Raw genomic sequence first — 12,643 nt, forward strand, 5'->3', positions numbered from 1 at the left:
ATTATGTTGAAGAAAAAAATATTAACACTATTATTAGCAGGTAGTTTGACTTCTTTTCAAGCTATTGCACAGGATTTGTGGCCACAAGTAACCAAAGAAATGAAACCTTGGACTAGATGGTGGTGGATGGGATCGGCTGTAGATAAACCCAATCTAGAGCGTGAATTAAAGCTGATAAATCAAGCTGGATTTGGAGGCGTGGAGATTACACCTATATATGGTGCCAAAGGATTTGAAAAACGTTATATCAACTTTTTATCTGATAGATGGATGGAGATGTTGAAAGTCACCACAGATCAGTCTTCCAAATTAGGTATGGGTGTAGACATGAATCTAGGTACTGGCTGGCCATTCGGAGGGCCATTTGTGACCCAAGAACAAGCTGCTACCAAATTCTTTTTGGATGAGGTTGATTTGAAGAAAGGTGAGAAATTGAAATTTCCTCTTCAGGTTAGCGATAAGAAACAAACATTTTCTAAACTACAAGCGCTACGTGCATTCAAAGCAAATGGTGAGGAAGTTAATCTAGATAATTATTTAGTTGCGAAGGAAGGCGAATGGACAGCACAAGAAGATATTAAGGTAATTGCATTATTCACGGGGCGAACACGCCAATTAGTCAAAAGAGCTGCTCCAGGTGGTGAAGGATACACAGTAGATCATTTGGGCAAAGAATCTGCTCAATCATATCTTAATCATTTTGCAAATTCATTCAAAGGAAAGGACCTGAACGTTCGTTCATTCTTCAATGACAGTTATGAGGTTTACGGAGCAAACTGGACAGATTCATTCTTAGCAGAATTTGAACGTATTAAAGGTTATAAATTACAAAATCACCTGCTGGATTTTTCGGGAAAGGGCGAAAATAAAGACAAAGAAGCACGCATAAAATCTGATTATAGAGAGGTGATTAGTCTGTGTTTGAAAAACAACTTTTTAGTTCCTTTTACAAAATTTGCCAACACGCACGGAGCATTATCACGTAATCAAGCACACGGATCACCAGGGAATTTAATTGATTTGTATGCAAGTACAGATATTGCAGAATGCGAAACGTTCGGTTCGAGTTTCTTTGATATCCCAGGACTTCGTCGAGACAAAGAAGATATTCGAAATGTGGATCCAGATCCGATGATGTTTAAGTTTGCATCTTCTGGGACTCATCTTTCTGGAAAGAAATTTACTACTTCAGAAACGTTCACTTGGCTAACAGAACATTTTAAAACGGCATTATCACAGGCTAAACCCGAAGTGGAGCAGCTGTTTTTATCTGGGGTAAATCATGTGGTTTATCACGGCACGACATTTACACCACAGGATGTAGCTTTTCCAGGATGGCTGTTTTATGCATCAACAAATTTTGTAACTAATAATTCTTTTTGGGATCATTTGCCGGGCTTGAATTCTTACGTGACACGCGTACAATCCGTATTACAAACTGGTAAAGCGGATAATGAATTGCTTATTTATTGGCCTGTCTATGACGTGTGGCATGATACAAAAGGGGCATTTAAAACTTTATCTGTTCATCATGTTGACGAATGGCTACATCCAACATCTTTTTACAAACAATCAGTACGTTTACAAAGACAGGGATATAGTTTTGATTTTATTTCTGATGCCTTTATTTCACAGAGTAAAGTGTTAGACAATAAAGTTGTCACAGCAGAAAATGCGAATCCTTACAAGGCGATTTATGTGCCCGAGACTAAGTGTTTTTCTGTCAATACTTTTAAGAATTTATTGCGTTTAGCTGAAGCCGGAGCGACGATTATTTTTGAATCATTACCGTCGGATATCGAGGGATATCATAATTACGATTCTCGCAAAAAAGAATTGGCTGAACAAATAGCTTTATTGAAATTCAAAGAAGGCGTTCAAAATCAATATACCAAATACGGAAAAGGGAAAATTTATTTGACAAAAGATGTGACTTCTGCGCTCGAGACCGAACAATTATTTGGTGAGCGATTGACACGTGCTGGTCTGAAATTTACAAGAAGAATAATTGGTAACGACAACTATTACTACATCGTAAATCATAGTAAAAAAGATATAGATCAGGTTTTTGCATTAAATAATCTTAAAAAGCATTACACGCTACTAGATCCACAAACAGGTAAAGTGTTTAATTTACCGCATAATGACGATTTTATTCGCATGCAAATCCCTTCGGGATATGCTTGGATTGTCATTGCTTCTAATGAAATTAAAGCTGAAAAATCGTACCCATATATTGAAAAGCTTCAGGAAGAAAGTTCCTTTGCATCCCCTTGGAAATTATCATTTATCAAGGGAGGTCCACAATTGCCACAAGCAGAAACATTAGCGAAGCTAAGCTATTGGACGGCACTGAATAAGTCTTCGTTGAATAAATTTTCTGGCATTGGGGCGTATGAGACGACAATTGATATCACAAAAAAGGAAGGTAAATCCTATTTGTTGCAATTGGGAAGTGTAGGTGAGAGTGCTCGTGTGATTATTAACGGCAAAGAAGCAGGGATTTTGTGGGCGCATCCTTATCAAATCGAAGTTGGCGAGTTATTGCAAAATGGCAAAAATACCGTTCGTATTGAGGTAGCGAATTTAATGGCAAATCGTATGCGCGATCTGGATGAGAAAAAAGTGAAATGGAAAAATTACCACGAAATAAACTTTGTAAATATAAATTATAAGGAATTTGACGCAAGTCAATGGAAAGTTTTGGAGAGTGGTTTGCAAGGTCCTGTAAAATTATTTAGTTATTAATTGGTTATAAGTTGTATAGTATATAAAGACAAATAAAAAAGTATTCGGTAGTTGTTAGTATAAAAAAAATGTATTTTCTTTATGCTAACACTACCAACTATAAACAATGAACAGTTCCTCTTTCAATAAAAATATTCAAATCAGTGATTTCTCATCTACACCGAAATATATTCAATTGGTAGATGCAGTAATCGATGGAGTTCGAAATAATTACCTCAAACAAGGAGACATTTTGCCTTCAATCAATGAATTGAGTATATACTTGGATATTTCGCGCGATACAGTCGAAAAAGGATACAAACAACTTAAGAAGTCAGGAATAATTTCTTCGACACCAGGCAAAGGGTATTTTGTAGCAAGAACCGATGTTGCTAAAAAATTAAAAATTGCACTGTTTCTTAATAAATTGAGTGCGCACAAAAAGATTGTGTATGATTCTTTTGTGAAGGAATTAGGAGATGAAGCTTCCATAGATTTATTCGTGTACAATAGTGATATTTCTCACCTGCGCAGATTATTGCTGAATCTCAATAAACAATACGACCGTTATGTAGTTTTTCCGCATTTCAAAGAGGGCCGTGATCAAGCTCCTGAAGTGCTTTCACTGCTACCAGAAGACAAATTGATGCTTTTGGGTAAACATATTGAAGGGATCAGTGATAATGTAGATTGTGTTTATGAAAATTACGAGAAAGATATTTATGAAGCACTTGAAAAGTTTTTAGAGCCACTCTCTCGTTATCAAATGATCAAACTTGTTTTTCCCGATAACAGCGATTACCCCAAAGCTATAATAAAAGGTTTCTACAAATTTTGTAATCAATACGCATTCGATCACATTCTGGTGGGTAATCTTGCCAAAGAATCAATCAAAAAGGGAGAATGTTATATCAACCTTGCCGAAGATGATTTAGAACTTATTCTGGAGAAGAGTATAAAGAAGGGATTAAAAATAGGTAAGGATATAGGCATCATCTCTTACAACGAGACAGCCTTGAAAAAATTTATTTTGAGTGGTATTGCAACGATTTCTACTGACTTCGAATTAATGGGGAAGTACGCAGCACAAATCATTAAGGATAACGAAAAAAAGCAAGTTGAAGTCCCGTTCTATGCCAACTATCGACCTTCCATTTGATACAGGACAATACAGGATGCAAAACTAAAGACGCGTACCTATCTTTAGTTATTATGAACAAGGAGTATTCTACCTGAAAAAATTTTAAACCTACTTTATTTTCTACCACCCAATAGAAAATTAGAACTTAATTAAAACAAGTAATGTGAATAGCGAGACACTTTTCATACAAGGCTTGTATGCAGTTATGTAAACGTTAGGTTGCTACTTTTTTCAATTTTGGAATCAAAATAAACTACTAGATGATAAACAATGAAAAGGAAAAAACAAACTAACCAATTTTTCCAAAAGTATTTAAGCATGAGGGCTACACTGCTTTTCAGCTTAATGTGCATGTGTATTTCACTGTCTTTTGGTCAAACCCCAGTCACTGGTAAAGTCACCGATATATCTGGGAATCCGATTGAAGGAATTACAGTTTCTTTAAAAGGCTCTTCAAAAATCGTCTCAACGAGTTCTTCAGGACAATATAACATTGATGCACCTAGCAATGGCGTATTGAGTTTTCGTGGAATTGGTTATGCGACGCTGGAAGAATCTATTGCGGGAAGAACTACGATTAATGTTCAATTAACTGCTGAGAATCTCGAAGTAGATGAGGTGGTGGTAGTTGGTTACAACGTAGTAAGGAAATCTGATGTGACAGGCGCTGTGGCTAGTATTGGAGAAAAAGAGCTTAAAGCTATGCCCGTAAAGGATGCTTTACAAGCTATGCAGGGTAAGGCAGCTGGTGTAGACATTACATCAAATCAACGTCCAGGTACTACAGGTAGCATTGTGATTCGTGGTCTACGCTCGCTTTCTGCTACCAATAGTCCGTTATATGTAGTTGACGGTATGCCTTTGCAAGGCAGTGGAATCGATAATATCAATCCATCAGATATTGAGACTATTGACATTTTGAAAGATGCTTCTGCTACAGCCGTGTATGGATCGCGTGGAGCAAATGGTGTTGTATTGGTAACAACCAAAAAAGGTAAGAAGGGCAGAACATCCTTGAATTATGCTGGTACAGCTACATCAGAGAAAATGATCGATGTGACTGAATACATGAGTGCCGCTGAATGGATTGATTACGCAAGATTGGCTAAGACAAAATCTACTACACCTAGTTATAGCGAAGATCTATCGCGTTGGGGATCAGTAGCAGCATCTTGGGCAAATATTGCAAAAGGATGGACACAAAATAATACAGTTTGGGATCCTTCCTTAGTCGGTGAATTTGATTGGGCATCAATCGGTAGAAAGAATGCACTATCGACGGAGCATACATTGAGTGTATCTGGAGGTACTGATATTACGCAGGGATATGGTTCATTTGGTTATTTGAAACAAGATGCAACGCAACCAGGCCAATTATATGAAAGATTTACCTCGAAAATTAGTTATGAAGCTTCACCTACCAAATGGTTTACAATGGGGCTAAATATGAATTTGACGTATGGTGACCAAGATTATGGATACAGTTTTACAAAATCTACTACAGGAGCTGGTGATTATTACAACGCTTTGCGTGGTATGTTACCGTGGACAGTTCCTTTTGATGCTGATGGAAATTACCTGCGCAATCCGGCTGCTGGTGATATCAATATAATAAACCCGATCAATGAATTGGAACACAATACCAATCAGCGTCAAAGTTTAGTGGCTACGGGTAGCTTTTTCGGACAAATAGATTTTGGAAATATCTTTTCTCCTTTGAAAGGATTACGCTATAAAATGCAGTTTGGTCCAGAATATAGACATTACAGATTAGGTATTGCGAACGCGGCAGAAGGCATTAACGGTGATGGCAATAATGCAGTGACATACAGTCCGGATAGAACTATGGCGTGGACACTGGACAATTTGGTGTTTTACGATAGAGATTTTGGTACGGATCATAAGTTAGGTTTAACTTTCTTACAGTCAGCGTCAGCTTACAATTTCGAAAGTGCGACTATGCGAGCTACGGACGTATACAGTGCACGTGAGTTGTGGTACAATATTTCTTCTGGAGGATTTACGGGATCATATGGTACAGGATTGCGCGAGTATCAATTAGAGTCCTATCTTGCACGTTTGAACTACATCTACAAAGACAAATATATATTAACAGCATTCACACGTTGGGATGGCTCTTCGGTTCTTGCGCCTGGTTACCAATGGGATTCATTCCCATCCGTTTCTTTGGCTTGGCGTATTGACAAAGAGAATTTCATGCAAAATGCATCTTTTGTAAATGCATTAAAATTAAGAGCAGGTATGGGGGTTGTAGGTAACCAAGGTATCGGTCCTTATGCATCTAAAGGGGGGCTAACCCAGATTTTCTATAACTGGAGTGGTACTTCATCTGTTCCAGGATATGTGGCTTCAGATCCATCGGCAGCAAATCCACAAAAAATGGCTAATCCTCAATTAGGATGGGAACGTACAACACAATTTAATGTGGGCTTGGATTATGGATTTTTCAATAATAGAATCAATGGTGCGGTAGACGTTTATAGCACTAAGACTGATGATTTATTAATGTCAATGCTTATCCCATCTATCTTGGGCTATACATCGACAAATGCGAATATTGGAAAAACAAAAGGTTGGGGTATCGATCTTCAATTAAATACCGTGAATATCCAGAAACAAGATTTTCAATGGAGTACATCTTTGACATGGTCAAAAGATAAAGGTGAAATCGTGGAATTAGCGAACGGGAATTTGCAAGATGTAGGTAATAGATGGTTTGTAGGAAGTGAATTGGCTGTAGCTTACGATTTGGTATACGATGGTATTTGGAAAACCTCGGAAGAAGCTGAAGCTGCGACATTTGGAAGAAAGCCAGGGCAAATCCGCGTGAAAGATTTAAGTGGTCCTGATGGAGTTCCTGACGGAAAAATTGACCGTAATCATGATCAACAAATTATTGGTTCCTATCGTCCTAAATGGTCTGGTGGTATTTCTAATACATTTAATTACAAAAATTTTGAACTTTCATTTTTCATCTATTCGCGTTGGGGATTCTTAGTGAATGCTGGAGCAGCGACGTTGGATGGCCGTTATATGCAGCGTAAGTTGGATTATTTTATCCCGGGTGTAAATGAAGACGCAGAATATTATATGCCTGGTTCTAATGGTGAAGCGGCAGACACGTACAGCTCTTCTATGAATTATAGAGACGGATCTTTTATAAAATTGAGAAATGTAAGTTTTGGATATAATGTTCCAATGAATAAACTTCAAAGAATAGGTGCTAGTAACATTAAAATTTATGGTCAGCTAATGAACCCTGCGATGTTATATTCAAAAATCGACTTTTTAGATACAGACCTTTCGAATTACAACAACAACTCCAATCAAATTGGTTCTTCAGTTACCACCAGAGGTTTTGTTTTGGGTTTAAGTGTAGGTTTTTAATAGTAACGCTGATTAATATTTAAAAAGAAAAAGATGAAAAAAATTAATTTTAAAATAATAGCAGCGTCTGTCTTAGGTGTTGCTTGTATATCAATCTTTGAGTCTTGTAGTAAAGACTTTTTAAAAGAGGAACAACTTAGCCCACCTAGTACGCACATTTTTACGACTGTACAAGGTTTAGATGATTTGTCAATTGGGGTATATTCCAAATTGAAATTCAAATTCAACTACACTTGGGGTATGGCCCTTTTCAATCTTGGTGTAGATGAATTTACAGATGCAAATAATGCATCTCCAAGTTTTAATAGTTATGGTACGGATTTAAATCCAACAGAATCGACTTATGGCGGGCAAAATATCGCGCCACTATGGGATAATATGTATTCAGGAATTGAGTCGGCTAACACCTTGATTCAAAACGTTCCTTTATACTATGATAAGTCTAATAGCAACTATGATGTACGTCTGGGTGAAGGTTATTTCATGCGCGGTTATTTCTATTTGCAACTGGTGACTCAATTTGGGGGAGTACCGCTTAAATTGACTCCCTCTGATGGTGTATCCACCTATTTCAAACGAAATACTGAAGAGGAGTGCTTTGCACAAATCATTTCAGATTTGGAAGAAGCTTATAAGTTATTGAAACCAACAGGAACGGAATTTGGTCGTGTCACGAAATGGGCGGCAGCTCACTATTTGGCTAAAGCACATCTCACTAGAGCAAGTGAATTATATAGCGGTTGGAATACAAATTTTGTGAGTTCTGATTTAGATGCGGTGATTAAATATGGGACAGAAGTTGTAAATGCGCATCCATTGGTAAATGATTTTACGGAATTATGGGATTACCAAAGAGCAAATAGCGCAAATGAGCGTGTATCTGAAGTTGTATTGTCGGCTCAATTTTCAGACGATCAAGCGACTTGGGGACGTTATGGTAATCAAATCCATTTGTATTATCCAGCAGTATATCAAGATTTGGCAGGTACTTCAAGAGATATTTCTGGTGGTCGTGAATTTTCATATGCTAGATCAACAAATTACACTTTAGATGTTTTTGATCGTGTGAATGATTCTCGCTTTTGGAAATCTTTTATCACTACGTATGGTAGCAACAATACAAATACTGCTCCTTCTTGGACAGCAGAACAAGCTGCAATAGGCCCTCCAGGAACTGTAGCTGGCACAAAGCGTTTTAAAGGCGGAGATTTAGCTATTAAATATATTGTTAATAACGCGGGAGATAATAGATTTACTAAAGTTGGTACAGATCTTACATCGGTAGCAAAGGCTGGTGTAATGCAAAATACACATACGTTTGTAAGATATTTTGAAGGACAACCTCAAGCCTGGGTAGGTGCACATGGCAATTATGGCTATTTCTTGGCACAAGGAGCGAGTACGCATTCACGCTATGTCGCATTGTCCAAATTCCGTGATGGTTATCGTATTAATATTGCATCTCAATTTGGTACGCGTGACGCTATCATGGCGCGGTCAGCTGAAGACGTATTGATGGTAGCAGAGGCTTATGTGCGTAAAGGCGAAGGACAGTATGCAAATGCTATTGCATGGATAAATCGACTACGAAATCGTGCAGGATTTAAAGAAGGGGAAGACCGTACAAGACATATTGATGGTGGACAATCGTATTTAAACAATCAATATGCTGCAGGCAAAGGGGGAGGATTCTCCGCAGAAGGCGCAATTTATTGGAATAAAAACACATACTACGAGTCAAACAATGACATGCCTGTATCGACATCTTCTACTACTTCGTCACTTGTGATCAACTCTGTGAACGATATTTACAATTCGCCTGTTGATCTCCCAATTTACAACAAACTGGGTGCTACGAGTAACGCGCAAAAGATGTTGCAATTTATATTGAATGAGCGTACAAGAGAATTGTGTGGAGAATTGTATCGCTGGGAGGATTTAGCGCGTACGAAAACGTTGGAAGCAAGATGGAAAGCATTCAACGATGGATTTGTAAGAGGAAATTCAGTGTTCAATCCGAATACGCACTACTACAGACCATTGCCGCAATCATTCTTGGATGCTATTACAAATGAAAATGGAATAGCACTGTCTCCAGCAGAAAAACAAGCAATGCAGAATCCGGGTTATTAGTATTAGCATGCTGTAAAACTATAAGAGTATCCATGAAATAAAATAGGCCTATGGTTTTTGTAAGTAGTCAATTAACTTGCTACAGATTTAACACAAAACACCATAGGCTATGGATACAAATATACAAACAGGCCCAGATAAATTAAGAGTTAGTTTTTCTGGTCGGCAGATTTTTTAGGAATTGATGTTCATAAAAAAAACTGGAATATTAGTGTATTTATCGATGATATATTCTTTCAGAATTTTCATCAGGAAGCGAATTCGTTGCTTCTTTTAAATTATTTAAACTCTCATTTTCCAGAAGCGCGTTACTTAGCCTGCTATGAGGCTGGTTTCTCTGGTTTCTCGATTCAACGTGAACTTGAGTCACTTGGGATCGATTGTATTGTTGTCAATCCATCAGATATTTCACAAACGAATAAAGGAATATTGTCCAAAACAGACACTTCTGATTCCCGTCGATTGGGAATGGCTCTATCTAGAGGACTTTTGCCCCCTATCTATATTCCTGATAAACTTACCGAGTCAGATAGACAGCTCATAAGATACCGTAAAAAGACTTTAACAGATTTACAGAAAAAGCGTAAAATATTAAAATCCGCTTTTCATTCTATGGGTATAATCATTCCTAAAGAGTACGACAAACCTTATTGGACCAAAAAGTTTATTGATTGGATACGTAATCTAAAGCCCGAAGAAGTTTCTTCACAAATACTAATAAGCCACGTGATAGATGATGTTGAATTTCTACGAAAACGGTTATTGCAGATTAATAAGGACATACGACACCTCTCTTCGCATGAGAGATATAAAGAAGTCTATTCAATATTGATTTCTGCTCCAGGTATAGGCATTATCACAGCTATGACGATGCTGACCGAAATTGGCGAAATCAAACGGTTCAATAACTTTGCGAAGTTCAATTCATTTATCGGCCTATGTCCAAGTGAATTTTCTTCTGGTGAGAATATAAGAAAAGGAAAGATGACTCCAAGAGCAAATTCTGCCTTACGACCGCTACTTATCGAAGCGGCTTGGATAGCCATTAGAACGGATCCTGCTCTAGCACTGAAGTTTCAGGAACTCATAAAGAGTAGAACTAAGAAACGCGCAATAGTGGTCATCGCCAGAAAATTGCTATCACGAATATATCATATATGGACTAATACAAGACTCTATGAAAAAGGATTATTAAGATAAATATAAAATAAAAAGTAAGTGAAAAGATAATTTCTACTTGATGCTTCTGACTACTTGAGACAGCCTGAATTAAGTTTCTTTATTAAGAGTGTGTAGCAGATCATCAAATTAAATCTAATGGATACCTGTAACTTTGATTACTAATAGGAGGCTGAAATTATTATCTTTTTACTACATTTGTATAAGAAAAAAAGCTTGAGAAAGTGCCTTTTCAAAAAATTTGGGAAGGCCTTTCTTAGGAAGTTTTTTGACTAAAATCTAAGAATTATAGAATTTTATTCATAGGGGGCTGTATCAGAATAAATGATACAGCCTTTTCTATTTATGATTTTTTTGGATGAAAATAGATTTCATCCGATTTCTTCAAGCTGTAAAATGTACGTTTTGAATATTAGGCAATTTTAGTCTTTAAAAATCAAAAAACAACCTTATTAGGCTGCTTTCTTTTTTATGTTTTGTGCTGTGGCTAATAATCCCCATTCAATTTCGACTTTTTTCTTAGCTCGAAGCATAAAGCGGCGGAACCCGTGGTTCTGTTTGATATTTCCAAAAACTGTTTCTACATCCCAACATCGCTTTCTTATATGCTCTATTCCGGATTCAGAATTTAGTAACGCGTGCGCTTTTTTCTTGTATCTGTTTAGGTCGTGATTTACAGTTATTATTCGGTTCTGAGCGGATTGATGACAAACTCCTCGCAAAGGACACCCATCACAGTTTTTAGCCTGGTTAAGGCTATGCTGCTGTAGATAGCCAGATTTTGTTCTGCGGGCGCTATTACCGATATAATTCATTGCTTGCCCCATAGGACAGATGTATTGGTTCTTCTGTTGATCATAATACAGCATATCTACTGTAAATGGAGTCTTTTTGTTCTCCTTCGCGCCCTGATTTTTGTCAAAGTAGTTGTATTTAACATAGGCTGTAATCTCGTTCTCTTCCATGAGCTCCTAGTTTTCATGGGAGCCATATCCAGCATCAGCAGTTACTGTTTTAGGTAGATTTTGATAACTCTTATTGTGCTGCTCAAGATGTGAAGCTAGCGTGAGCGTATCATTAGGATTGGGATGTATGGTGTAATTAACAATAAACTGATTTGAAGTTGATATTTGAACATTGTAGCCCGCTTTTAGTTGTCCATTTTGCATATGGTCGTCTTTCATTCGCATAAACGTTGCCTCTGGATCAGTTTTACTATAACTATTCCTTTCGGCCAGGATTTCTTCCTGTTTTTCATATTTTTTTATGTTTACAGGATAGTTTTTATTGATATAGCGCAACTTCGCCTTAGACTTTGGACTGATATCTTTGCGACCACTTAAGATATCATTCAACTTCTCTACTGTTGCTTTTACACTTTCACTGTCTATTTTTTCTTTCGTAGGTGGTTCAGGAGGTAGATTATCTTCGTCTTTCGCTACCTGCTGTGCGTATTCCCAAATATCGGCTAACTGTGCACGCATTTTCTCTTTATTGGTCTGAATAGCGCGTTTCCAGACAAAGGTGTACTTATTAGCATTGGCTTCTATTTTAGCACCATCAACGTAAATATTTTCAATACTCAATAATCCTTCTTTTGCTAATAAAGAAACGACTTCCTCAAAGATATTACGAAGTGCATTTTTTAAGCGAACGCCTCGGAAACGTTTGATTGTATTATGGTCAGGACGATCCATGGAACTCAACCACATAAACGGAATATGTTCTTGACACGCTTTGGCGATCTTTCTACTGGAATAGGTATTACTTAAGTAGCCATAAACCACAACTTTTAATAACATGGCGGGATGATAACTGGAGGCTCCTTTAACGTTATAAGCATTTAATAGTGGGTCGATATTTATGGAGTCAACGACTTGGTTGACCACTCGTGCAGGATGGTTTTCTGGAATCAACTCCTCGAGTGTTGGAGGAAGCATAATAAGTTGATTCTGATAATATGGTTTAAAAGCAGACTTTTTACGACTCATTTATCTGATTTTTATATTATAAATATATGAAAATCAAATGATTAATTGAAATTTTAATGAAAAG

General features: G+C 37.2%; 5 protein-coding genes and 1 pseudogene. 5 read left to right on the top strand and 1 reads right to left on the bottom strand.

Translation table 11 applies throughout. The features are described from left to right. Positions 1 to 3: 3 nt before the first annotated feature. The 5 genes from FLS47_RS08015 to FLS47_RS08035 all read left to right on the top strand — a co-directional run bounded on the left by FLS47_RS08015 (position 4) and on the right by FLS47_RS08035 (position 10,609). Positions 4 to 2,748, top strand: a complete 2,745-nt coding sequence (locus FLS47_RS08015; protein WP_149913851.1) for a glycosyl hydrolase — start codon at positions 4 to 6, stop codon at positions 2,746 to 2,748. Positions 2,749 to 2,854: 106 nt separating this feature from the next. Next, on the top strand, positions 2,855 to 3,886 hold the full coding sequence (locus tag FLS47_RS08020) for a GntR family transcriptional regulator (protein ID WP_149913852.1): 1,032 nt from the start codon (positions 2,855 to 2,857) through the stop codon (positions 3,884 to 3,886). Between the two features lie 333 nt (positions 3,887 to 4,219). Continuing rightward, entirely contained in the window at positions 4,220 to 7,276 is a 3,057-nt protein-coding gene (locus FLS47_RS08025) for a SusC/RagA family TonB-linked outer membrane protein (RefSeq protein ID WP_223225187.1), read from the top strand. Between the two features lie 33 nt (positions 7,277 to 7,309). Continuing rightward, complete coding sequence (locus FLS47_RS08030; protein WP_149913854.1) at positions 7,310 to 9,409, top strand: RagB/SusD family nutrient uptake outer membrane protein; 2,100 nt, start codon at positions 7,310 to 7,312, stop codon at positions 9,407 to 9,409. A gap of 228 nt (positions 9,410 to 9,637) precedes the next feature. Further along, positions 9,638 to 10,609: an IS110 family RNA-guided transposase gene (locus FLS47_RS08035; RefSeq protein WP_262713863.1), complete on the top strand. Its 972-nt coding sequence runs from the start codon at positions 9,638 to 9,640 to the stop codon at positions 10,607 to 10,609. A gap of 431 nt (positions 10,610 to 11,040) precedes the next feature. Here FLS47_RS08035 and FLS47_RS08040 read toward each other — a convergent pair. Continuing rightward, positions 11,041 to 12,579 (bottom strand): annotated as a pseudogene (locus FLS47_RS08040) (IS1182 family transposase). Between the last annotated feature and the right edge of the window lie 64 nt (positions 12,580 to 12,643).

Origin of the sequence: Sphingobacterium cavernae (genome assembly GCF_008520265.1) — a bacterium.
GTDB lineage: Bacteria > Bacteroidota > Bacteroidia > Sphingobacteriales > Sphingobacteriaceae > Sphingobacterium > Sphingobacterium cavernae.

Bases quoted from the DNA above. Each gene is read 5' to 3' on its own strand.
- FLS47_RS08025 (WP_223225187.1), top strand. From the start codon at position 4,220: ATGTGTATTTCACTGTCTTTTGGTCAAACCCCAGTCACTGGTAAAGTC.
- FLS47_RS08020 (WP_149913852.1), top strand. From the start codon at position 2,855: ATGAACAGTTCCTCTTTCAATAAAAATATTCAAATCAGTGATTTCTCA.
- FLS47_RS08030 (WP_149913854.1), top strand. From the start codon at position 7,310: ATGAAAAAAATTAATTTTAAAATAATAGCAGCGTCTGTCTTAGGTGTT.
- FLS47_RS08015 (WP_149913851.1), top strand. From the start codon at position 4: ATGTTGAAGAAAAAAATATTAACACTATTATTAGCAGGTAGTTTGACT.